Annotated in this window: 20 protein-coding genes and 1 pseudogene; 14 read left to right on the forward strand and 7 right to left on the reverse strand. The window is 72.3% G+C overall.

The features are described from left to right. The first annotated feature begins 59 nt into the window (after window positions 1–59). The 4 genes and pseudogenes from ACGF12_RS23000 to ACGF12_RS23015 all read left to right on the forward strand — a co-directional run. Window positions 60–899, forward strand: coding sequence for a Scr1 family TA system antitoxin-like transcriptional regulator (locus ACGF12_RS23000; protein ID WP_393033070.1), 840 nt, complete (start codon window positions 60–62; stop codon window positions 897–899). Continuing rightward, window positions 877–1,065: a DUF397 domain-containing protein gene (locus ACGF12_RS23005; protein WP_393033073.1), complete on the forward strand. Its 189-nt coding sequence runs from the start codon at window positions 877–879 to the stop codon at window positions 1,063–1,065. The genes ACGF12_RS23000 and ACGF12_RS23005 overlap by 23 nt, the downstream gene beginning before the upstream one ends. Then, window positions 1,062–1,562 (forward strand): diadenosine tetraphosphate hydrolase, encoded by a 501-nt coding sequence (locus ACGF12_RS23010; RefSeq protein ID WP_393033076.1) that lies wholly within the window; start codon window positions 1,062–1,064, stop codon window positions 1,560–1,562. The genes ACGF12_RS23005 and ACGF12_RS23010 overlap by 4 nt, the downstream gene beginning before the upstream one ends. Before the next feature lie 886 nt (window positions 1,563–2,448). Then, window positions 2,449–2,577 (forward strand): annotated as a pseudogene (locus ACGF12_RS23015) (transposase); the annotation flags it as partial. A 983-nt stretch (window positions 2,578–3,560) separates the two neighbouring features. On the opposite strand, the gene ACGF12_RS23020 reads toward ACGF12_RS23015, so the two are convergent. After that, window positions 3,561–4,220: an alpha/beta fold hydrolase gene (locus ACGF12_RS23020; protein WP_393033079.1), complete on the reverse strand. Its 660-nt coding sequence runs from the start codon at window positions 4,218–4,220 to the stop codon at window positions 3,561–3,563. Window positions 4,221–4,316: 96 nt separating this feature from the next. Next, window positions 4,317–5,543: an FAD-dependent oxidoreductase gene (locus tag ACGF12_RS23025; protein WP_393033082.1), complete on the reverse strand. Its 1,227-nt coding sequence runs from the start codon at window positions 5,541–5,543 to the stop codon at window positions 4,317–4,319. Between the two features lie 112 nt (window positions 5,544–5,655). On the opposite strand from ACGF12_RS23025, the gene ACGF12_RS23030 reads away from it, so the two are divergent. Both ACGF12_RS23030 and ACGF12_RS23035 read left to right on the forward strand, forming a co-directional pair. Further along, window positions 5,656–6,450, forward strand: a complete 795-nt coding sequence (locus ACGF12_RS23030) for a TetR/AcrR family transcriptional regulator (RefSeq protein WP_393033085.1) — start codon at window positions 5,656–5,658, stop codon at window positions 6,448–6,450. An 8-nt stretch (window positions 6,451–6,458) separates the two neighbouring features. Next, window positions 6,459–6,827 (forward strand): VOC family protein, encoded by a 369-nt coding sequence (locus ACGF12_RS23035; RefSeq protein ID WP_393033088.1) that lies wholly within the window; start codon window positions 6,459–6,461, stop codon window positions 6,825–6,827. A gap of 25 nt (window positions 6,828–6,852) precedes the next feature. Here ACGF12_RS23035 and ACGF12_RS23040 read toward each other — a convergent pair whose 3' ends face one another. Together ACGF12_RS23040 and ACGF12_RS23045 are read right to left on the reverse strand one after the other, a co-directional pair. Further along, on the reverse strand, window positions 6,853–7,569 hold the full coding sequence (locus ACGF12_RS23040) for an MOSC domain-containing protein (RefSeq protein WP_393033091.1): 717 nt from the start codon (window positions 7,567–7,569) through the stop codon (window positions 6,853–6,855). A 71-nt stretch (window positions 7,570–7,640) separates the two neighbouring features. Beyond that, entirely contained in the window at window positions 7,641–8,381 is a 741-nt protein-coding gene (locus tag ACGF12_RS23045) for a cyclase family protein (protein WP_393033094.1), read from the reverse strand. A gap of 116 nt (window positions 8,382–8,497) precedes the next feature. On the opposite strand from ACGF12_RS23045, the gene ACGF12_RS23050 reads away from it, so the two are divergent. The 6 genes from ACGF12_RS23050 (at window position 8,498) to ACGF12_RS23075 (ending at window position 14,328) form a co-directional block, all read left to right on the forward strand. Continuing rightward, window positions 8,498–9,172 (forward strand): UbiX family flavin prenyltransferase, encoded by a 675-nt coding sequence (locus ACGF12_RS23050; protein WP_393033097.1) that lies wholly within the window; start codon window positions 8,498–8,500, stop codon window positions 9,170–9,172. A gap of 119 nt (window positions 9,173–9,291) precedes the next feature. Next, window positions 9,292–9,750 (forward strand): Lrp/AsnC family transcriptional regulator, encoded by a 459-nt coding sequence (locus ACGF12_RS23055; RefSeq protein ID WP_030055719.1) that lies wholly within the window; start codon window positions 9,292–9,294, stop codon window positions 9,748–9,750. Between the two features lie 3 nt (window positions 9,751–9,753). Continuing rightward, the gene (locus ACGF12_RS23060; protein ID WP_393033100.1) at window positions 9,754–10,716 is read left to right on the forward strand and encodes a threonine/serine dehydratase; all 963 of its coding nucleotides are present in this window, start codon (window positions 9,754–9,756) and stop codon (window positions 10,714–10,716) included. A gap of 52 nt (window positions 10,717–10,768) precedes the next feature. Continuing rightward, window positions 10,769–11,932, forward strand: coding sequence for an aminofutalosine synthase MqnE (gene mqnE, locus ACGF12_RS23065; protein ID WP_393033103.1), 1,164 nt, complete (start codon window positions 10,769–10,771; stop codon window positions 11,930–11,932). A 114-nt stretch (window positions 11,933–12,046) separates the two neighbouring features. Beyond that, complete coding sequence (locus ACGF12_RS23070) at window positions 12,047–13,261, forward strand: L,D-transpeptidase family protein (protein ID WP_393033106.1); 1,215 nt, start codon at window positions 12,047–12,049, stop codon at window positions 13,259–13,261. A 122-nt stretch (window positions 13,262–13,383) separates the two neighbouring features. Next, complete coding sequence (locus tag ACGF12_RS23075; RefSeq protein WP_393033110.1) at window positions 13,384–14,328, forward strand: beta-ketoacyl-ACP synthase III; 945 nt, start codon at window positions 13,384–13,386, stop codon at window positions 14,326–14,328. 318 nt (window positions 14,329–14,646) lie between these two features. On the opposite strand, the gene ACGF12_RS23080 is transcribed toward ACGF12_RS23075, so the two are convergent. After that, complete coding sequence (locus tag ACGF12_RS23080; protein ID WP_387626943.1) at window positions 14,647–15,294, reverse strand: TetR family transcriptional regulator; 648 nt, start codon at window positions 15,292–15,294, stop codon at window positions 14,647–14,649. A gap of 414 nt (window positions 15,295–15,708) precedes the next feature. On the opposite strand from ACGF12_RS23080, the gene ACGF12_RS23085 reads away from it, so the two are divergent. After that, on the forward strand, window positions 15,709–18,147 hold the full coding sequence (locus ACGF12_RS23085; RefSeq protein ID WP_393033114.1) for a PQQ-binding-like beta-propeller repeat protein: 2,439 nt from the start codon (window positions 15,709–15,711) through the stop codon (window positions 18,145–18,147). An 87-nt stretch (window positions 18,148–18,234) separates the two neighbouring features. On the opposite strand, the gene galE is transcribed toward ACGF12_RS23085, so the two are convergent. Continuing rightward, window positions 18,235–19,221, reverse strand: a complete 987-nt coding sequence (gene galE / locus ACGF12_RS23090) for a UDP-glucose 4-epimerase GalE (protein ID WP_393033117.1) — start codon at window positions 19,219–19,221, stop codon at window positions 18,235–18,237. 223 nt (window positions 19,222–19,444) lie between these two features. On the opposite strand from galE, the gene ACGF12_RS23095 reads away from it, so the two are divergent. Beyond that, window positions 19,445–20,542 carry a S1C family serine protease gene (locus tag ACGF12_RS23095; protein WP_393033194.1) on the forward strand — a complete coding sequence of 366 codons (1,098 nt, stop codon included), beginning with the start codon at window positions 19,445–19,447 and terminating at the stop codon, window positions 20,540–20,542. A gap of 139 nt (window positions 20,543–20,681) precedes the next feature. On the opposite strand, the gene ACGF12_RS23100 is transcribed toward ACGF12_RS23095, so the two are convergent. Next, window positions 20,682–21,905, reverse strand: a complete 1,224-nt coding sequence (locus ACGF12_RS23100; protein WP_393033120.1) for a sensor histidine kinase — start codon at window positions 21,903–21,905, stop codon at window positions 20,682–20,684. Between the last annotated feature and the right edge of the window lie 88 nt (window positions 21,906–21,993).

The following is a 21,993-nucleotide window of genomic DNA, read 5'->3' on the forward strand; positions in this document are numbered from 1 at the left end:
TCGCCATGAGTGCTTATCGTCGATCCCGACAACGGTCTCGTTGAAGGGGAGTTGCACTCATGGCGAAGGCTCTCGACCCGACGGACGCGCCGCGCCGGTTCTACGGCGAGGAGCTGAAGCGGCTCCGCGAGGCGGCCGGGCTGACCCAGGAGGCGCTGGGGAAGCTGGTGTTCTGCTCGGCCGGCTACATCGGGCAGATCGAGGCGGCCATTCGCAATCCGCAGAAGGACATGTCGGAGTACCTGGACACGGTGCTCAAGACGGACGGGCACTTCCAGCGCATCTACGAGATGGTGCGTAAGGCTTCGCGCTACGAGGACTACTTCGTTGATGCGGCCGAACTTCAGGAGATTGCGGCGACGATCAGCGAGTTCTCGCCGCTTCTGGTGCCCGGCCTGATGCAGACGCCTGGCTACGCGCGCGCCCTGTTCGAGGCGACCCACCCGCTCCGGAAGCCTGCGGAGATCGAGCCGATGGTCGCGCTCCGAGTGAGCCGATCCGAACTGCTCGACAAGAGCACCCTGCAGTACTGGGCAGTTCTGGACGAGGCAGTCCTGCGGCGACCGGTCGGAGGGGGCTCCGTGATGTGTGGCCAGTTGGCACATCTGGCCGAGCTCATTCGCGGTCGCAGGGTGATCATCCAAGTGGTCCCGTTCTTCGCGGGCGGTCACCCGCTCATGAACGGGTCTCTCTGCCTCATGGCGTTCGAAGACGCGCCGCCGACGGCCTACTTCGAAGGGCCGAACACCGGCCGCCTGGTGGACGATCCGGCGCTGGTCGCCCGGTCCTCGCTGTCCTACGATCTGGTCAGGGCCGCCGCGTTGTCGCCGGAGGCGTCCCTGGCCCTGATCGAATCGGCGGCGGAGGACCACGCGAATGCACCGAGAGCAGTGGCGTAAGAGCAGCTACAGCGGCGGCAACAACGACAACTGCATCGAAGTTGACGACGCCAGCCCCGGTTCGGTCCGCGACTCCAAGGACCCCGAAGGCCCGCGTCTGCGCTTCGCCCCGGCGGCCTGGCAGTCCTTCGTCACCGCCGTCCGTGACGGCGAGTTCGGTTCGTGACGACCGACTGGCGGGCCGACCGCATCGGCACGGCACTGCGCGGTGAGAACCCCACCGTGCTGCGGCAGTTGGATGCCGGCTTCGCCGTCATCGGGGATGTCCAGTTCCTGCCCGGCTACTCGGTTCTGCTGACCGACACGCCGGGCGTGGAACGGCTCACCGACCTGCCCCGCCCGCGTCGCCTCGCGTACCTCTCCGACCTCGACCGTCTCGGCGAGGCCGTCGAACTGGCCTGCCGTGCCGCGGACCCGGCCTTCCGCCGGGTCAACATCGAGATCCTCGGCAACAAGGACCCGTTCCTGCACGTCCACATCTGGCCCCGCTTCGACTGGGAGCCCGAGCACTTGGTGGAGAAGCCCGTCTGGCTTTACCCGCCCACCAACTGGCAGGACCCCCAGCACGCCCTCGGCCCCGCCCACGACGCCCTCCGCGCCGCCATCACCGCCGAACTCGGTTTGCTGGTCCAGCCGTTCACTGCCGCGAAGGCGGACCGGTAGATCGCGGAGGCCCCAGTGGCGTGTTGACGGCACTCCTCGGCGGTAGCCGCGTGGTTGGCCAGGTAGTTCGTGTGGTGGTAGGCCCGTGCCGTGGTCAAGGTCAAGCCCGGTCCACCGAAATCTCGATGACACTCACCGCTTCCGACGCGTTACGTTCCGTCAAGCAATGGGGCAAAGAGAGTTGTTGGCCACGGTAGGTCATCGCGTCCCCCGAATGGGTGATGAGGCGAGCGATCGAACCTGGCGGGCGGTGGGGCGTGTGAGGGTTGGTGGTTGACGGGCTGTTGAGGGGAGGGCCGCAACCGTGGGCGGGCGCAGCGCGAAGAGGGGGGAGTTGCGGGCGATCGCTGCGCCTTTCACCGTGGCTGTGCCCGCTGGTGCGCGGATTCGGGATCGGCTGCGTGTCACGGCTGAGGAGGCCGCGGTGGTGCGGCTGGTCGGCCGCCATCTCGGTAGCCATCAGCGGGCCGATCTGGCTGAGCGGGTCGGGATCGGGCAGGTCGCGGCGAAGGACAATGGGCGGGCGGGCCGGAAGAAGCGGCTCACTGCTGTGTCCTCCTCCCGGTGGGCCGGGGCGATGACCCGCGTCAGCGAGGACCAGTACCAGCTCGGCTTGCGTTGCCTGTGTGACGAGCGGGCCGGTCTGCGTAGGGCGATTCGCGTGATCGAGAGCCGTCTGGCGGTGCCGTGTGGCAGGCGTGAGGGTGGGGTCCGCGGTTACGCCGGCCAGGATGAGCGGTTCCAGAAGCAGTGCCGGCTCCAACGGCTCACCGCCCGCCTCGCGGCCGTTCAGGAGCGCATCGACGCCGGACGGCCCTCGATCACAGCCGGCGGCCGTCGGCTGCTCAAGGCCCGGCACAACCTGGAGGCGGCCCAGCTCACACCCGAGCAGTGGCGCACCCGATGGGAAGCGGCCCGGCTGTTCCTGACCGCCGACGGCGAGTCCGGCGCCCCGCACGGGAACTACACCATCACCGTCGACCCTGCAACCGGCGAGGTCACCCTCGTGCTGCCCGAGCCGCTGCGTCACCTCGCGAATGCGCCCCGGGGACGGTACCGCCTCGCCCACGCTGTCGCGTTTTCGCACCGCCGCGACGAGTGGCTGGACCGTGTGAGCGCGAACCGGGCCGTGCGGTACGACATCGTCCACGACCCCGACCGCAACAGGTGGTACCTGGACGCCTCCTGGTCCACCTCTGCCGACCCCCTCCCGACCCCGGAGGAGGTCCGGGCACGGGGCCGGCGCCTGCTGGGGGTCGACCTGAACGCCGACCACCTCGCCGCCTACGTTCTCGACCCGCACGGCAACCCGACCGGCGAACCCATCACCGTCCCCCTCGACCTCACCGGACCAACCTCACAACGGGACGGCAGGCTGCGCGCCGCCATCAGCAACCTGATCCGCATCGCCGGCGAAAACCGCTGCGCCGGGATCGCGATCGAGAACCTGGGCTTCGACGACGCCCGCGCCACCGGCCGCGAGACGATGGGCCGAGGTCGGCGCGGCAAGACGTTCCGCAAGACGGTCGCGGGCATCCCGACTGCCCGCTTCCGGGAACGCCTGCGCGGCATGGCCTTCCATGCCGGTCTCCTCGTGATCGCCGTCGACCCGGCCTACACCTCCCGCTGGGGCGAGAAGTACTGGAAGGCCCCGCTCCAGCCCCAGACCGCCCCCCGCACGGTCACCCGGCACCACAGTGCCGCGGTGGCCATCGGACGACGCGCCCTCGGACACCGGATCCGGCGTCGGCCAGGTGTGACCCGCACACGACCGGAGGATCGTGTCGGGAGAGCTACCGGCCAGGCCCCATCCATCCCGAGAGCACGTGGGACCGCGAGCCCACCCAGGACAGCGAGCACACCCCGCCGGGGCGACAAGACTCGACCGCGCCACGGTGACCAACTCGCGCTGCTCCCCGACCTCGAAGACCGTTCGCGAGGTCACCGGGCCGTCACCGGCCCGGTTTGCGGCAGTTCGGCCAACACTGGCCAACAACGCTAAGAACGGTAGTGCCCGCTGCCGCCCCGAATGACGTCGGCGGTCAGGGCGAGGTCGTGCTCGCCGACGATCACCTTGACCGGGACGGGGTTCCCGCTGATCCGCTCCGACAGGTCGGCCGTCGTCCAGTCCCGGACGTAGCCGTCGAAGGCCTCGGTGGTCGACAGCCGCAGAGACTGGTCGACCATCCGGTCGAGCCAGACCCGGCCCGCCCGCTGGCCGGTGACCAGGTCGAGGATCGCGTAGCGCTTCTCCCGGTCCTCGGCGGCACCGTAGAACAGCGACTCGCCGGCCTCGTCCAGCGGGTACGACCCGGCCGGCACCGGGGCCAGGCCGACCAGCTTGCGCACCCGCAGCGGCGCCTCGGCGAGCACCTGCTGGACGGCCTTGCCGCCCATCGAGTGGCCGATCAAGGAGAAGCGCTCCCAACCGAGTTGGTCGGCGAGGGCGAGCGCGTCGGAGGCGATCTCGGCGAGCGTGTACGCGCCGGGGACGTCCTTGCGCTCGCCGTAGCCGCGATAGTCCAGGAAGGCGTAGCTGAAGGCGCTGCCGTCGAGGTAGTCGAGGAAGGGGCCCCAGCCCGCGCTGGTGCCGAACCAGTCGTGCAGGACCAGGACGTGGTGGTCGCCGGTGCCGGTCATGCGGTGGGGAATCGTCATGCCATCGGTCGTTCCCCGGAAGCCGCCCGTCCGAACGGCCGGTTCGTGGCCGGTGGCCCGCCCCTCAGGTTGGCCGTTCCTCAGGTGGCCAGTCCCTCAGGCGGCCGGCCGCCGGGCGAAGTCCGGCGCGTGCTCCGGCCGCGGCCCGAGCGCGATCAGCCGTGAGATGCCCAGCCGCACGGCCGGGACGTAGCGGGCGAGCAGGGCGAACTGGAGGGGCGGGCCGACCCGGCGCCCGCTGAGCACCGGGGTGAACATCAGGCCGTGCAGCATCCGCTGCATCCGCTGCATGATCACGGTCGGGCGTTGGCGCCGCCGCTGCACCCGGGCCAGCGCCGCGACGGTCGGCCGGCCGCGCCGCAGCGGCTCGGCGAGCAGGGTGGCGGCGGCGACGGCGTCCTGGATGGCGAGGTTGATGCCCACCCCGCCGGCCGGGGACATCGCGTGGGCGGCGTCGCCGATCAGCAGCAGTCCGTCGGTGTACCAGCGGTCCAGCCGGTTGAGCTTGACGTCGAGCAGGTGGGCGTCGTCCAGGCTCGCCAACTGGTCGACCCGGTCGGCGTACTGGGGCATCAGCCGGGCGATCCGGTCGCGGAAGCGCTCGATGCCCTCGGCGCGGCGCTGCGCGTCGGCCCCCTTGGGCAGGAAGTAGGCGATCTGGAAGTAGTCGTCGCGGGTCAGGCTGAGCGCCATCTCGCCGTGTCCGAAGCCGGGGACGAGGTTGGGCGGCGCGGCCTGCTCGTGGGCGTGCCGGGGCAGCCGGAACCACCAGACGTCGAAGGGCACCGGGTACTCCTCGGGTACCAGCCCGGCCTCCCGGCGCAGGGTGGAGTGCCGGCCGTCGGCGGCGACGGTGAGCTCGGCCCGGATCTCGCCCTCCTCGCCGTCCCGGGTGCGGTAGCGCACGCCGGCCACCCGGCCGCCCTCCCGGATCAGCCCGGTCGCCTCGGTGTTCATCCGGACGGTGAAGGTGGGTTCCCGTTCGGCCTGCGCCACCAGGAAGTCGAGCAGGTCCCACTGCGGGATCATCGCGATGTAGTTGTACGGCGCGGGCAGCTTGTCGAAGGCGCTCAGCGCGACCTGCCCGACGCCGGGCACCGGCACCACCAGGTTGCCGAGCCGGCTCTGCGGCAGTGCGGCGAACTCCCGGCCCAGGCCGAGTTCGTCCATCAGCCGCACGGTGGAGGCGTGGACGGTGTCGCCGCGGAAGTCGCGCAGGAAGTCGCCGTGCTTCTCCAGCACGGTCACTTCGACGCCGGCCCGGGCCAGCACCAGGCCCAGCACCATTCCGGCGGGCCCGCCCCCGGAGATGACGACGCTCATGGCTCTCTCCCCTCGATCCGTGAATCCCTGGTCCTCTTGCGGCCCCTGTGTGGAACTCGCATATACAGACTCTCTGGAACCGTCTCAGGTGTCAAGTAGTACGATGCTCCACATGAAGGATCTGGTGTCGGCCGCGCTCACGGCGGCGAAGGAGCGGGGCCAGGACGTCGCGGACGTCCCGCTGACGGCGATCGCGGCGGCGGCCGGCGTCTCGCGCAGCACCCTGCTGCGCCGGCTCGGCGGCTCCCGGGCGCCCCTGGACGAGGCGGTCCGGCGGACCGGCGTCGACCCGGGCGGACGGCCGCCGGTACGGGAGCGCGCGATCGCGGCGGCGGCCCACCTGGTGGCCGAACGCGGCCTCGGCGGGGTCACCCTGGACGCGGTCGCGGACCGGGCCGAGTGCTCGCTGCCCAGCCTGCACACCGTCTTCGAGGGGCGGGACGGCCTGCTCGCCGCCGTCTTCCTGCAGTACGGCCCGCTGCCGGACCTCCAGGCGCTGGCTGCCGACCCGCCCGAGCGTCTGGAGGACACCGTCCGGGCGCTCCACCGCACCTTCCTCGCCTCCCTGGCCAACGAGCCGCGGATCATCCCGGCGGTCTTCGCCGACCTGTTCGGCCGCCCGGACGGGCCCGCCGCCCGGATGATGGCCGCCAACATGCCGCAGATCGTCGACGGCCTCGGCCGCCTGCTGCTGCCGCACGTCGAGGCCGGGCGGATCCGGCCGCTGCCGCTCCCGGTGCTGGTGCAACTGCTGATCGGCCCGTTGCTCAGCCACGTCCTGGTGCGGCCGGTGCTCGAACCCGTCCTCGGCGACGGGCTGCCCTCGCTGGACGAGTCCTTCGAGTTCTTCGCCGACGCCTACCTCCGGGCGGTCGCCCCGTCCGGACCGGACCAGGAAGCACCCTGAGGAGAACCGTGATCGGCAAACTGCAGTGCCTGGTCCTCGACTGCCCGGACCCGGCCGTACTCGCCCGCTTCTACGCCGCCCTGCTCGGCGGTGAGGTCGACCGACCGGACCCGCGCTGGTCGCTCGGCGCCGGCTGGTCCACCCTGCACCTCGACGACGGCACGGTGCTCTGCTTCCAGGCGGTCGCCGACCACTGCCCGCCCCGCTGGCCCGACCCCGGGCACCCGCAGCAGGCGCACCTGGACATCGACGTCCCGGAGCTGGACGCCGCCGAACCCCAGGTGCTCGCCCTCGGCGCCGTCCGCCTGCGCGACGTCGGCCGGTGGCGGATCTACGCGGACCCGGCCGGCCACCCCTTCTGCCTGATCCGCGGCTGAACGGCTTGCGGAAGCGGCCCCCCGCTCAGCCCAGCACCAGCCGGTCGCCCAGCCGCAGCCACCCCGGGGCGGCCACCTCGGCGAGCGCGTCGAGGCGGCCGTCGTGGGCGTGCACGATCGCCTTGAGGATCTCGGGGGCGTGCGGCAGCCCGGGCTGCGGGGCCGCGGTCATCGCGCAGCGCTCGCTGGAGGTGACGAAGGCGAGCCGGGCGCTGTCCGGGGCCTCGCCGCGGGCCTGGCGGCCGAACCAGTCGTCCTCGACGAACGGCGGGGTGCCGGGCGGGGTGCGCAGCACGATGTTGGGGCGGAACCGGCGCTCGTCCACCACGGCGAACGGGACGGCCTCGCGGACCCAGTCCAGGGTGGCGGTGGTGAGCACGCTGACCGGTAGCCGGTCGAAGTGCGGGACGGCGTCCTCGCGGGCGAGTGCGACGTCCTCGCGCTGAAGGTAGGCGCACAGGAACGCGGTGGGGTGGTCGACCGGGCGGCCGAGCGGGTCGAACAGCTCCGGGCCGTCGAGCCGGTGGCCGAGGCGGGCGGACAGCCGCAGCAGGCCGTCCATCCGGCGGAAGCGGCGGGTGGTCTTGCCCGAGCCGAGCCTGCCGGAGGAGTCGCGGACGGCGTAGAGGCGGTCGCCGGCCAGGCCGCGCACGTCCACCTCGACGGAGTCGAGCCGCTCGCCGCCGGTGGATTTCACGGGGTAGCGCCAGAGTCGCTCGATCACTCCGATGATCTCAGCCATGGCCTGACAGCGTACTGGCGCCACCGGGGGATGGTCTAGACCAAGTCCCGGGCCGGGGCGGGCCGGTGGGCTCAGCCCAGCCGGGCCACCACCCGGACCGGGGCGCCGTCCGCCGCCACCAGCCGCAGCGGGAACAGCGAGACCTCCACCGGCCGACCGGCCTCCTGCGCCTCCAGCAGCGCCCGCAGGTCGGTCAGGTTCTCGGCGATCACCCCACCGCCGCTCGCCCCCAGCAGCACCCGGTGGGCGGCCAGGGTCGGCTCCTCGACGGGCTGGTCGTGCTCGTCGGTGAGGTCGGCGAGCAGCGCGGCCACCGCCGGGTCGCCCGGGCCCGGGTCGGGGGTGGGGTCGACGCTCAGCGCGTCCACCCCGACCGTGCGCACTCCGGCGGCGACGATCGCCTCGGCCGCCTCGGTGGTCAGGCCGGGGTGGGCGAGGTAGGCGTCGGTGCCCCAGTGCCGGGCCCAGCCGGTGGCCAGCAGCAGGACGGAACCCTCCCCGCAGCGCTCCAGCGCGGGCGCCAGCAGCTCGGGGGTGACGGCCGCCCGGGGCTCCAGCCCCCGCAGGTCGGCCACCACGGCGGGCCCGGTGAACCGCTCCAGCGGCAGCCCGTCCAGCGTCGGCCAGGTGACGTCCACGTGGTACGGCGCGTCCACATGGGTCCCGGACTGCGAGCCGAGGTGCAGGGCCAGCACGTTCACCCCGGCCGTCGCGGTGGTGAGCGCGGGCTCCAACAGCACGGCCGGATCGCCGGGGTAGACCGGCATCGCGGTGGTCACCTGATGGGTGAGGTCGACGAGGGTCGCTGCCATGCCCCCCATCCTCCCAGGGGGCGCGCGCTCCCGGACCCGTTCCGCCCGGCCGGGCGGAACGGGTCCGGGGCACGCCCCGGCCGAAGCCCCGGGTGAAGCCGGGATAGAAATGCCCCATGGGAATCGCGAAGCGTCAGCCGTGGGTGGTCGGGGTCTCGGGGGCGTCGGGGACGCCGTACGCGGCTTCGGTGATCCGGGCGCTGCTGGCCGCCGGTGAGGCGGTGGACCTGATCGTCAGCCGGGCCGCCCGGCTCACCATCCTGGACGAGACCGGCATCTCCTTCCGGGACGCCCACTGGCGCACCGACCTCGCCGCCTGGCTGGGGACCGACCAGGGCCTGGAGGACGTCCGCTACTGGTCCGCGGGGGACTTCGCGGCCGGCCCGTCCAGCGGCTCGTACCCCGCCAAGGGCATGCTGGTGGTGCCCGCGACCACCGGCGCGGTGGCCGGGATCGCGCTCGGCCTGAGCAAGGACCTGCTGCAGCGGGTCGCCAGTGTCACCCTGAAGGAGCGTCGACCACTCGTCGTCTGCGTGCGCGAGACGCCACTCAACGGGGTGACGTTGAAGCACCTGGTGGAACTCGACGCGCAGGGCGCGGTGGTCCTGCCCGCATCGCCCGGCTTCTACGCCGGCGGCTCCACCGTGCGCGAACTCGTGGATTTCGTGGCCGGCCGGGTGCTGGACGCCGTCGGCGTGCCGCATTCCCTGTACCTGCGCTGGGAAGGGGAGTTGGGCGCGGCGGCCCGCCAGAGCGGGAGCGGCGGGGGCGCTTCGGCTGAGGGGGAGTAAGGAGAGCGAGGGCGGGAGAGTATCTTCTCTGCGATATCCGGGTCGGTCGGCGCACGGCGCCTTTGAATCCGGATAATGATCTGTGGGTCTGGTGAGGTTCGGAAGGACGCGGACGGTATATGGACACGGTGGACAGACAGCTCATCCAGGCGCTCCGGGAGAACGGCCGCGCGTCCTACGCCGAGCTGGGCCGGCTGGTCGGACTCTCCGGCCCGAGCGTCACGGACCGCATCAACCGCCTGGAGCAGGCCGGGGTCATCACCGGCTACCGCGCGACGGTCAACCCGGCCTCGCTCGGCTTCGGCGTCACGGCCCTGATCGGCCTTCAGCTCACCGACGCGGCCGACCACGAGGACGTCGCGTTCCGGCTGAAGGACCTCAACGAGGTCGAGGACTGCTGGTTCATCGCGGGTGACGACTCCTACATGCTCAAGGTCCGGGTGGCCGACGTGGCCGGCCTGGAGTCGGTGGTGAAGCGGATCTCGGGCACGAAAGGCGTGGCCAGGACCCGCACCACCGTCGTACTCTCCACGAAGTGGGAGAACCGGGTGAGTGAGCTTCCTCCTGTAGGAGAGTGACGTATGGCACTGGTCGGTCTGGAGGAGCTGCGCGCTGCTCGGCAGCGGATCGCGGGGGTCGCCGTGCGCACCCCGCTGGTTCCCGCCCCCTGGGCGGCCGAGGGGGAGCGGCGGCTCTGGCTCAAGCCCGAGAACCTCCAGCCGACCGGGGCCTTCAAGACCCGCGGTGCCTACAACCGGTTGGCCGCGCTCACCGCGGAGGAGCGCTCCCGCGGCGTGGTCGCCCAGTCCAGCGGCAACCACGCGCAGGCGGTGGCGTACGCGGCGCAGTTGCTCGGCGTCAAGGCCGTGATCGTGATGCCGGACACCTCGCCCGCGGTGAAGGTGGAGGCCACCCGCTCGTACGGCGCCGAGGTGATCCTGGTACCGCCGGGGGAGCGGGACGCTCTGCCCGGCGAGCTGGCCGAAAGGCACGGCTACGTCTGGGTGCCCCCGTACGACGACCCGTTCATCATCGCGGGCCAGGGCACGGTCGGGCTGGAGATCGCCGAGGACGCCCCGGCCGAGCTGGACACCGTCCTGGTGCCGGTCAGCGGCGGCGGCCTGATCGGCGGGACGGCAGCCGCGCTCAAGCTCACCCGCCCGGGCATCCGGGTGATCGGCGTGGAACCGGAGCTGGCCGCCGACGCGCAGGCCGGCCTGCGCTCCGGGCGCCGGGTGGAGTGGCCCGTCGCCGACACCTACCGGACGATCGCGGACGGGCTGCGCACCCCCTCGGTCGGCGTGTTGCCGTACGAGCACATCACCACCTACGTGGACGACATCGTCACCGTCACCGAGGACGAGATCCGCGCCACCGTCGCCCTGCTGGCCCGCCGCGGCCGGCTGGTCGCCGAGCCCTCCGGTGCCGTCGCCCCGGCCGCGTACTTCCACCGCGCCGCCGAGACCGGGGGCCAGACGGTCGCGGCCGTGGTCAGCGGTGGGAACATCGACCCGGTCCTGCTCGCGGAGCTGCTCTGCGCATAGGCGTACGCTCAGTCCGGCAAGGAATCGAATGTCGGAGGAGGCGGGGCACCGCATGGACGCAGGGCTCAAGCGCGAGCTGGAGGCGAAGGTCTACGCGGGTGAGCGGCTGACCCGCGAGGACGGGATCGCGCTCTACGAGAGCGACGACCTGGCCTGGCTGGGCGGGCTGGCCCACCACGTGCGGACGCGGAAGAACGGCGACGTCGTCCACTTCAACGTCAACCGCCACCTCAACATGACCAACGTGTGCAACGCGTCCTGCGCGTACTGCTCGTTCCAGCGCAAGCCGGGCGAGAAGGACGCGTACACGATGCGCATCGAGGAGGCCGTCCGCCTCGCCAAGGCGATGGAGAGCGAGTCCCTCACCGAGCTGCACATCGTCAACGGCCTGCACCCGACCCTGCCGTGGCGCTACTACCCGCGCTCGCTGCGGGAGCTGAAGGCGGCCCTGCCGAACGTCTCGCTGAAGGCCTTCACCGCGACCGAGATCCACTGGTTCGAGAAGATCAGCGGCCTGTCCGCCGACGAGATCCTGGACGAGCTGATCGACGCCGGCCTGGAGTCGCTGACCGGCGGCGGCGCCGAGATCTTCGACTGGGAGGTCCGCCGGCACATCGTCGACCACGACACCCACTGGGAGGACTGGTCGCGGATCCACCGCCTCGCGCACAGCAAGGGCCTCAAGACGCCGTGCACCATGCTGTACGGCCACATCGAGGAGCCCCGCCACCGGGTGGACCACGTGCTGCGGCTGCGCGAGCTGCAGGACGAGACCGGCGGCTTCCAGGTCTTCATCCCGCTGCGCTACCAGCACGACTTCCACGACTCCAAGGACGGCGTCGTGCGCAACAAGCTGATGGCCCGTACCGAGATGGCCACCGGCGCCGAGGCGCTGAAGACCTTCGCCGTCTCCCGGCTGCTGTTCGACAACGTCCCGCACGTCAAGGTCTTCTGGGTGATGCACGGCGTCGCCACCGCGCAGCTGGCGCTCAGCCACGGCGCGGACGACATGGACGGCTCGGTGGTCGAGTACAAGATCACCCATGACGCGGACAACTTCGGCACGCCGAACAAGCTCGGCCGCGAGGACCTGCTCGGTCTGATCCGTGACGCCGGCTTCCGACCGGTCGAGCGCAACACCCGCTACGAGGTCATCCGCGAGTACGAGGGCCCGGACCCGATGCGTCGCGAGGCCCCGCAGGCGATGCGCCTCTGACCTGCGAACTTCCTGCCGTCCGGGCCGTAATCGGGCCCGGACGGCGGCGTCTTCACGGCTCCCGCACGCGACCCGGGTTTACCAACGGGTACGGCGTTTGGCAGGATCGACGGCATGTCCGGTTCTCATCGCGCCACCGAGTACCCGCCGTACGAGCCGATGCAGGAGCCGGTGTACGGGGTGCCGCAGCAGCCGCACGAGGCGCCGTACGACGCGTACGAGCCGTACCGGCAGCCGGTGCAGCAGGACTACTACTACGGCGAGTCCCAGGAGGCCCCGCAGGCCGCCGACGGGTACTTCGAGGCGTACGAGCAGCCGTTCCAGCCGTACCAGCCGTACCCGGCGGAGCCGGAGCCGGTGTACGGCCAGCCGGTGTACGAGCAGCCGGTCCACGAGGAGCCCGCACCGGTCGAGCCCCTCGCCCCGGTCGTCCCCGTCGCGGCCGCCGTGTCGGGTGGCAGGGCCGCCGCCCGGGGCCGACGGCGCAAGGCGAAGCAGAAACGTCACGGCAAGGCCGTGATGGCCGGCACCGCCCTGCTGGTCGCGGCCGCCGCCGGCTGGTACACCGTCGGCCAGGACGACGCCAAGCCCGGCATCACCGCCGCCGACGGCCCCGGCCCCGAGGGCGTCAGCAAGCCCGACCAGCCCGCGCCCGCCTCCGCCGCCGTCCAGGCCGCCGCCGACCGGCAGGCCGCGCCCCCGGCCGCCGGTCGCAGCGAGACCCGCCCGGACGGCTCGCTGGCCGCGATACCCGGCCTCGGCGCCACCTTCACCGCGAAGATCCCCGCCGAGACCACCCAGGTCGTGGTCGCCTCCGGCGCCGACAAGAACACCGACAAGAACACCGTCGTCCTCTGGACCCGCACCCCCGAGGGCCGCTGGCTGGCCGGCGAGACGTGGAACGGTCACAACGGCAAGAACGGCTGGACCGCCGACCACAACGAGGGCGACCTGCGCAGCCCGATCGGCGTCTTCTCGCTCACCGACGCGGGCGGCCGCAACGCCGACCCGGGCAGCAAGCTCCCGTACGACAAGGACCCGAGCTTCGTGGTCTCCGGCACCGGCTTCTTCGGCGACCAGCTGGCCGGCTCCTTCGACTACGTGGTCGCGATCAACTACAACCGGGTCCCCGGCAACTCCCCGCTCGACACGCGCCGCCCGATGGGCGCCAAGAAGGGCGGAGGCATCTGGCTCCACGTGGACCACGACGGGCCCACCCACGGCTGCGTGTCGATCCCCGAGGACAAGATGGCCCAGCTGGTCCGCACCCTGGACCCGAGCGCCCACCCCGTCATCGTGATGGGCGACGCCACCACGTTGGCGGCCTGACCTCGGCATACGCCCAAGCCAGGCGCCCCAAGAGGCCTTGTCGATCTCCTACAGATCACAGGTTCGGATCCTGTAGCCGGTCATGCCCTGCTGACCAGCGAGTAACCCGGTTCCATGGCACCATGAGCGGTTCGCGCATTGTGGCACTCGGCCACTACCAGCCCCCCAAGGTCCTCAGCAACGACGACCTGGCGGCGCTCGTCGACACCGATGACGAGTGGATCCGCACCCGGGTGGGCATCCGCACCCGGCACATCGCCGAGGGCGAGACCCTGGTCGACCTCGCCACCGAGGCCGCGCAGAAGGCGCTGGCCAACAGCGGTCGGACGCCCGAGGACATCGACCTGGTCGTGGTCGCCACCTGCACTGCCATCGAGCGCAGCCCCAACACCGCCGCCGCCGTGGCCGCCCGGCTGGGCGTGCGCTCGCCCGCCGCGTACGACATCAACACGGTCTGCTCCGGCTTCTCCTACGCACTGGCCACCGCCGACCACGCGATCCGGGCCGGCGCGGCCCGCCGCGCGCTGGTGATCGGCGCCGAGCGGATGTCCGACACCCTCGACTGGACCGACCGCTCCACCTGCGTGATCTTCGGCGACGGCGCGGGCGCCGCGGTGGTCGAGGTCCAGGAGGAGGGCGCCGAGCCCGGCATCGGGCCGGTGGTCTGGGGCTCCGAGCCGGAGAAGGGCGACGCCGTGGTGATCACGGGCTGGGACCCGGTGATCAGCCAGCAGGGCCAGTCGGTGTTCCGCTGGGCCACCACCCAGCTCGCCCCGCTCGCCCGCGAAGCCTGTGAGCGGGCCGGGATCGACCCCTCGGAGCTCAAGGGATTCGTCCCGCACCAGGCCAACCTGCGGATCATCGACGCGATCGCCAGGAAGCTGGGCCTCGGCGACGCCGTGGTGGCCCGGGACGTGGTCGACTCCGGCAACACCTCGGCCGCCTCGATCCCGCTCGCCTTCTCCAAGCTGGTCGAACGCGGCGTGCTCTCCCCGGGCGACCCGGTGCTGCTCTTCGGCTTCGGCGGCGGCCTCGCCTACGCCGGCCAGGTCGTCCGCTGCCCGTAGCCCGCTCGCGACGGCCCGTCCGCCCCGAGCCGAAGGGGCGCGCCGGTGCCGAGAGGGAGCGCCGACCGTCGGTGTCGGGTCGGAGGGCTCTGGAGGTGGGTGGGCGACCCCCGCCCCGGAGGCGAGCGGGCGAGTCACAGCGAATAGCAGCATGCCGGTGGGCGGGCACCCTGTGTGAGGGGTGCTCGCCCACCGGCATGTCTGGCGCGCCTGCGGTACGTCGGCGGACCTCCCCCGAGGACACGGCCGCCGTCCGTCTTACCCCGGACAGGAGGCCGGGGCTGCGCGCGGAGCGGATGATGGATCGAACGGATGGTCTTACTTGGGCGCCTTCTTCCCGGTGACACCCAGGTACACCAGGGGAGCGAGGTTGGGCTTGAGGTCCTTGACCTTGACGCCCCAGGAGGTGAAGGCCTTCTGGTGCTCGGCCGCCGATGCGAGCAGCGAGACCAGAGCGCCGGAGACGGCGTTCGGGTCGAGCGACTTGTCGGCCTGACCCTTCGCCTGGAGTTCCTTGACGGCCTCCGCGAGCGGCTTGGCGACCGAGTTGAGGACGGTCATGCGGATCTTGAAGAACCGCTTGTCCCCTTCCGCGGCACCGAGCGTGACCACTCGCAGAATGGCGTCGTTCTTGCGCCAGAAGGCAAGGAATCCGTCGACCAGTTCTTCCGAAGTGGTCGGACCGGACTTCCCTGCCCAGGACTTTCCGGCCACCAGCTCTTTGAGGGTGTCGGCGTCCTTGGCCATTTCCTCGGCGATTTCGAGGACTGCGCCCTCGACATCTGGGAAGTACTGATAGAAGGTCGCGGGGGAGGTACCCGCCATACGGGCGACGTCGATGACCTTGACGTCCCGATAGGGCGACGTGCTGAGCATCTCGCGGAGGCAGTCGAGCAGCTTCTGCCGCGTCTCCTGTCCGCGTCGCCCGGCGACGCGACCGTCGACGGTGCGAACTTGTCCTGTCATGCCGTCAGCTTACCGTGGCACGATCTTGGCGCGATTCGGTGATGCGACTATTACTCCGCACGGGGGCTGGTTATAGCGGCATGAACCACTTCGGACGGATATTCACCGGGCTCCGAAGGGGCTGTTGAAGCCCCCCCGTGTGCTTTTGACCCCATAGCGTGACGGCGAGTCCGCTGAGGGGTGGTCTGGTGACAGAGCGTGACTGCCCTTGGGGGGTGGAAACCGACGGTCCGGGTCGGCTGACGCAAGGCGCAGCCGGAGCGGGCGTCATAATCCGGCCGTTCCGTCATCGCTGACCAGGCCACTGTCCGGCGGGCCCCTCCGGGCGGGGGAGGTTGGAGATGCGCCGGGCGGCATTGGAGAATCGGGACCGGCACCACGCGGCGGGTGCGGAAACGGGGAGGTGGCAGCGGAGTGGACCAGCTGACGGCGCACGATCCGAGGCGGATCGGGCCCTTCGAGGTGCTGGGGCGACTCGGCGCGGGTGGGATGGGGCTGGTCTACCTGGCGCGCTCCGCGGCCGGGCGCCGGGTGGCCATCAAGACCGTCCGGGGGGAACTGGCCGAGGACGAGCTGTTCCGGGTCCGCTTCGCGCGGGAGATCGCGGCCGCCAAGACGGTCGGCGGCTTCTACACCGCGGCCGTGGTGGACGCCGACGCGGACGCCAGGGTGCCCTGGCTGGCCACCGCGTACATCCCGGCGCCCTCGCTGGAGGACCTGGTCGAGGAGTGCGGCCCGCTGCCGGTGGAGGCCACCCGCTGGCTGGTCGCGGGCATCGCCGAGGCGCTGCAGTCCATCCACGGGGCCGGTCTGATCCACCGCGACCTCAAGCCCTCCAACGTCCTGGTGGTCGAGGACGGCCCCAAGGTGATCGACTTCGGCATCGCGTCCGGGGTCTCCAGCACCCGGCTCACCATGACCAACGTCGCGGTCGGCACCCCGGCCTACATGTCGCCCGAGCAGGCCCGGGACAGCCGGACCGTCCGGGGCGCCAGCGACGTCTTCTCGCTCGGCTCGCTGATGGTCTTCTGCGCCACCGGGCACCCGCCGTACCGCGGCTCCAACCCGGTCGAGACGGTGTTCCAGCTGCTGCGCGAGGAGCCGGACCTGTCCGGCATGCCGCCCGAGCTGATGGACCTGGTCCGGGCCTGCATGCAGCAGGCGGCCGAGCACCGGCCGACCCCGGCGCAGATCCAGGCCGAGCTGGCCCCGCACCTGTTCTCCCGGGACGACGCCTCCGGCGAGGCCGGCGACTGGCTGCCCGCCAACGCGCTGGAGCTGATCGAGCGCAAGCGCGGGCGCCGCCCGAGCGCGCCGCCGCCCCGCCCGTACGCCGGCCCGGTCGAGCCGCAGCCGTCGCACCCGCAGCCGTCGCACCCGCCGGCCCCGCAGCCGCAGATCCCGCCGCAGCACCCCGGCCTGGACGACCCGCGCACCCATCCGGGCGCCCGGCACGCGCCGCCGCCGGCCGGGCCGGTGCACAGCGTGCCGCGCCCCGGGCCGGGCTCGGAGGCCGAGATCCCGACCGCGAAGATCCCCTCCAAGAACAAGCACCGCGCGCCCACCGGCGGGGTCGGTGTCGAGGTGCAGCTGTCCGGCGCCTCGGTCCGGATAGGCCCGGGGCCGCGGGCCGAGCACGAGCAGCCCGGACCGACCACCGCCCCGGCCGAGACCGACTGGGTCCGCCGGACGGCGCCGGCCCCGACCCCGCCGGCACCCCCGGTGCCGGCCCCGACCCCCGCCCCGACCCCCGCCCCGGCCGCCCGCTGGCGCCCCTGGCGGTTCCGGATGTCCAATGACGTCTGGGGCACCCCGGTGGTCGCCGACGGCACGCTCTTCGTCTCCAGCTTCGAGGTGCACGCGCTGGACATCGCCTCCGGCGAGCGCCGCTACAAGACCCGGGACGTCGCCTGGGCGCTCGCGGTGGACGCCGGCCGGGTGCACGCCGCGGACGGCCCGCACCTGTACACCGTGGACGTCGCGGACGGCACCGAGCGCTGGCGCACCTCGCTGGACGGCTGGGTCTACTCGCTCTCCGCCGCCGACGGGGTGCTCTGCTGCGGCGTCCGCGGCGGCGGTGTCCAGCTGCGCGCGGCCGCCACCGGCGCCGAGCTGTGGCGTGCGGACGACGCCCAGCAGGACTACGAGAACCCGCAGTCCGGCCCGGTCCTGGTGGCCGGCGCCGCCTACTACTACGGCGCCGGGCGGCTGCGCTGCGTGGACCCGCGCGGCGCGGGCCTGCGCTGGTCCTTCCCGGTCGGTGAGGACGTGCCCTCGCACCCGGTCGAGCGCGGCGGCTTGCTGTACGTGACGGCCGGCACCCGGGTGTACGCGCTGGACGCGGCCAGCGGGGTCGAGCGCTGGCGTTTCGAGGCACCGGTGGTGCTGTTCACCCCGCCCGCCCTGGACGCCGACGCGGTCTACGTGGCCGACTACCTGGGCACGCTCTACGCGCTGGACGCGGCCACCGGCCTGGACCGCTGGCGCGGGGTCACCGGCAGCCGCCAGGGCGCCGAGCCGGTGGTGGTCGGGGACGGCATGGTGCTGGTGGGCAGCGGCGAGGTGCTGTACGCCTTCGAGGCGGCGACCGGCCGGGAGCGCTGGCGCTACACCGCGCGCGGCGAGATCGTCGGCTCCCCGGCGGTGGCCGACGGCCTGGTGCACCTGGGCAGCCGGGACCACTCGCTGCACACGCTGGACCTGGCGACCGGTCAGCTGCGCTGGGAGCTCGGCACCAAGGGCGAGCTCACCGGCTCCCCGGTGGCGGTCGGCGGGCGGGTCTTCGTCGGCTCCAAGGACCGCTGCGTGTACGCGCTGGACGCCTACTACGGCACGGCGGTGCCCGCCCGCTGAGCGGGGCGGACACCGCCGGTCCGGTGGTGGCCGAGGGCCAGGGCCCGGGCGCTCAGGCCCGGACGGTCAGGCCTGAGGCCTCAGACCTCAGGCCTTGCGGGCCTCGGGGTGGCGGCTGCACCAGCCCTCCCACGCGGAGGAGACCATCTCCGCCACGTCGTGGCTCGCGCTCCAGCCCAGCTCGCGCTGGATCAGGTCGGCGGAGGCCACCACCCGGGCCGGGTCGCCGGGGCGGCGCGGGGCCATCTCGGGGGTGGTGTCGTAACCGGTGACCTTGCCGATCGCCTCGATCATCTCCTTGACGCTGACGCCCTCGCCGCGGCCGATGTTGAGCACCAGCGAGGTCGCGCCGGCCGGGTCGGCGGCCAGCCGCTTGGCGGCCGCCACGTGGGCCGAGGCGATGTCGGAGACGTGGATGAAGTCGCGGACGCAGGTGCCGTCCGGGGTCTGGTAGTCGTCGCCGAAGACCAGCGGCGCCTTGCCGGCGGTGAGCCGCTCGAAGACCATCGGGATCAGGTTGAACACACCCGCGTCGGAGAGCTCGGGCGAGGCGGCGCCGGCCACGTTGAAGTAGCGCAGGGCCACGGTGGACATCCCGTGGGCCTTGCCCGCGGCGGCGACCAGCCACTCGCCGGCCAGCTTGGTCTCGCCGTACGGGCTCATCGGGGCGCACGGGGTGGACTCGGTGACCAGGTCGACGTCCGGCATGCCGTAGACGGCGGCGGAGGAGGAGAACAGGAAGCGCTTGACGCCGCCCTCGGCCGCGGCCTCCAGGACCGTCTGCAGGCCGATCATGTTCTCGCGGTAGTAGAGGAACGGCTGCTCGACCGACTCGCCGACCTGCTTCTTGGCGGCGAAGTGCAGGATGCCCTCGACGCCGTGCTCGCGGATCGCGGCGTCCAGGGCGGCGCGGTCCAGGGTGGAGCCCTGGATCAGCGGGACGCCGGCCGGCACCCGGGAGGCGTCGCCGGTGCTGAGGTCGTCCAGGACGGCGACGCGCTCGCCGGCGTCGAGCAGCTGACGGACGACGTGCCCGCCGATGTATCCGGCACCGCCGGTGATCAACCAAGTCATGCGGCAATCCTAGGCGTTCGCATGCGGGTCACCCCGGGCGGGCGAGTCCAGCCAGCAATTCGGACAAATCGGTGAAATCCTGACAAGGATTTCCGTGCTCTCACACCCGCGCCCTTCGGCGTGGTGACGAATCGGAGGCAGCCAGGTGAGCCGCAAGAAGGAACACAACCGCCCGCGGCCGGCCGGCCCCGGGCCGACCGGGCACAGGGCGGCCCACCGTCGCCTGTTCGCCCCGGGCGCGGTCGCGGCGCTGACGGCGCTGGCGCTGGCCGGCTGCAGCGGCTCGTCCTCCTCTTCGTCCTCCGCCTCCACCCCGGCGTCGACCGCCTCCCCGTCCGGCGCCACCAAGCAGGCCGCCTCCACCCCGACCAACCAGCCGGGCAGCGGCAACCAGCTCCAGGACGCCTACCAGAAGGTGATCGCCGACGTACTGCCCTCGGTGGTCCAGATCACCACCGGGGAGAGCCTCGGCTCCGGGATCGTCTACGACGACAAGGGCGACATCGTCACCAACGCCCACGTGGTCGGCACCGCGACCGCCTTCACCGTCACCCTCGCCAACACCACCAAGTCGCTGGACGCCACCCTGGTCGCCAGCTACCCCGACTCCGACCTCGCGGTGATCAAGCTCAGCAGTCCGCCGAGCGGCCTCAAACCGGCCGTCTTCGGCGATTCGAGCAAGGTCGAGCTCGGCCAGATCACCCTCGCCATGGGCAGCCCGCTCGGGCTCTCCAGCAGCGTCACCCAGGGCATCGTCTCGGCCACCGGGCGGACCGTCACCGAACCCCGGGGCGTCGGCTCGCCGGGCGCCACCATCGGCAACATGGTGCAGACCTCGGCCGCGATCAACCCGGGCAACAGCGGCGGCGCGCTGGTCAATCTGGACAGCCAGGTGATCGGGATCAACACCCTCGCCGCGACCGAGCCGCAGACCAACGGCGTGTCCGCCCCCGGCATCGGCTTCGCCATCCCGGCGTCCACCATCACCAGCATCACCGACCAGCTGATCAAGCAGGGCAAGGTCACCAACTCGGGCCGGGCCGCCCTCGGCATCACCGCCCGGACCAGCTTCAACCAGCAGTTCCAGCCGGCCGGCGCGGTCATCGTCGCGGTCGGCACGGGCGGCGCGGCCGCCGCGGCGGGGCTGCAGCCCGGCGACGTCATCACCAAGATCGACGACACTCCGGTCGACTCGCTGAACGCGCTCACCACCGCGCTCGCCTCGCTCACGCCGGGCAGCAAGGTCACCGTCACCTACACCCGGGACGGCAAGAGCCAGACCGCCGAGGTCACGCTCGGCACGCTGGCGACCGGCTCGTAGGGGTGACCTGAGCTCCGGTGCGCCGTCGGCCCGCACGCCGCGCAAGGGTTCCGCGGGCCGGGCGCCGCACCGGACCGGGTGCCGGGACCCCGTCCACTTCCTCGACCGGGTCCCGGCGCCTTTCGCCGCCTCCGGGCGCTCAGCGGCGGGCGGTGTGGGTGTGCCAGGGCAGCTCGACGGTGACCGTGGTCGGGCCGCCCGCCGGGCTGGCCACCAGGAACACCCCGTCCACCGCCCGGATCCGCTCGGCCAGCCCGGCCAGGCCGCTGCCCGGGTACGGGGCCGCCCCGCCCTTGCCGTCGTCCTGGACCAGCAGCATCAGCTGGTCGTCCGAACGCCAGACCTCGACCGAGGCGGTGCGGGCGCCCGCGTGCTTGGAGACATTGGTCAGCAGCTCGCTGACGGTGAAGTAGGCGATGCCCTCGACCGCCGAGTCCGGGCGCTCGGGTTCGCCGTCCGACCCGGCCAGGTCCACGTTCACCTTCACCCCGCCCGGGACGGTGCAACGGGCCGCGACCGCGGACAGCGCCGCGTCCAGGCCGCGGTCGGTGAGCACCGCCGGGTGGATGCCGCGGGCCAGGTCGCGCAGCTCCTGCAGGGCCAGCTTCACCTCGCCGTGCGCGTTGTCGACCATCCGGGTGGCGGCCGCCATGTCCTCCTCGGACTCCACCTCGCGCAGCCGCTCCTTGGCCATGCCGAGGTCCATCGCCAGCGCGACCAGCCGGGCCTGGGCGCCGTCGTGCAGGTCGCGCTCGATCCGGCGCAGGTCGGCGGCGGCGGTGTCGACCACGGTGCCGCGGTCGTCCTCCAGCTCGCGCACCCGCTCGGCCAGGGCGCCCGGGAAGAGCAGCGACTCGATCAGGATCCGGTCGATCGCCGCCATCGAACGCACCACCCAGGGCAGCACCGGCCACAGCACCACGACCGAGACCAGGGACAGCGTGAAGCTGAGGATGCCCCAGGGCAGCATCAGCACGTTGTAGAGCGCCGACCGCCAGTTCAGCAGGTCGGTGAGGTGGGCGATGGTGTAGCCGACCAGCCCCGGGCGGCGCGGCCGGACCGGCTCCGGGTCGTCGATCGCGGAGCCGTACGCCGAGCGCGCCCGGCGCCGGCCCAGCCCGCCCAGGGAGCGGGAGACGGCCAGCCCGCCGGCCAGCAGCGGCAGACCGATCACCGTGATCGACAGGCCCAGGCCGACCGAGAGCGTGGTGACCGCCAGGACGAAGCCGGCGATGCCGAGCGGCAGGTTGAGCATCAGCTGACCGACCTGCCGCCACATCCGTGCGCCGTACAGCGGCGGGCGCTCCATCCGAGCGTCCTGCTCCTTGACGGCGTCCACGGCTCGGCGGTGCAGCGGCTTCATCGGATCATCCGTTCCTGTCGGTCGAGCTGGTGGACTGGTGGACCAAGCTTCCCGAACCGGGGACGGGAGGTGCCATGGGGGTGATGCG

Origin of the sequence: Kitasatospora sp. NPDC048296, from assembly GCF_043201815.1 — a bacterium.
Taxonomy (GTDB): domain Bacteria; phylum Actinomycetota; class Actinomycetes; order Streptomycetales; family Streptomycetaceae; genus Kitasatospora.